This is a genomic window from Paenibacillus xylanexedens (genome assembly GCF_007676705.1).
Classification (GTDB): Bacteria; Bacillota; Bacilli; order Paenibacillales; family Paenibacillaceae; genus Paenibacillus; species Paenibacillus xylanexedens_C.
The window spans coordinates 1-245 of record NZ_VEBF01000551.1 but is presented as its reverse complement, the minus strand read 5'-3'; the positions used below and the strand labels follow the sequence as shown (position 1 = coordinate 245).

The 245-nt window shown below is 47.3% G+C and carries 1 pseudogene; it reads right to left on the bottom strand.

The features are described 5' to 3' along the window. A pseudogene (locus tag FS628_RS32325) lies at positions 1-245 on the bottom strand (ABC transporter ATP-binding protein); the annotation flags it as partial.

Genomic DNA, 245 nt, shown 5'->3' with positions numbered 1-245 from the left:
ATCCCCCCATCTCCTCCAACTGATCTTCTCCCTCATCATAAACCTCGTACACAACAATTCTTCCACTCCATCCACCAATCTCCCTTCCCTACCTACATCCACCCCACTCCTCCTATCCTCCAAAATCACAATTCTTCCTCTACCTACCACTCCTCCTCCAATCCAAACTCCCTCTTTCTCTCCACCCCACACATTAACTCCCCCTTCACCCACCAATCTATCATAACCCTTTCCTAAATTTTCAA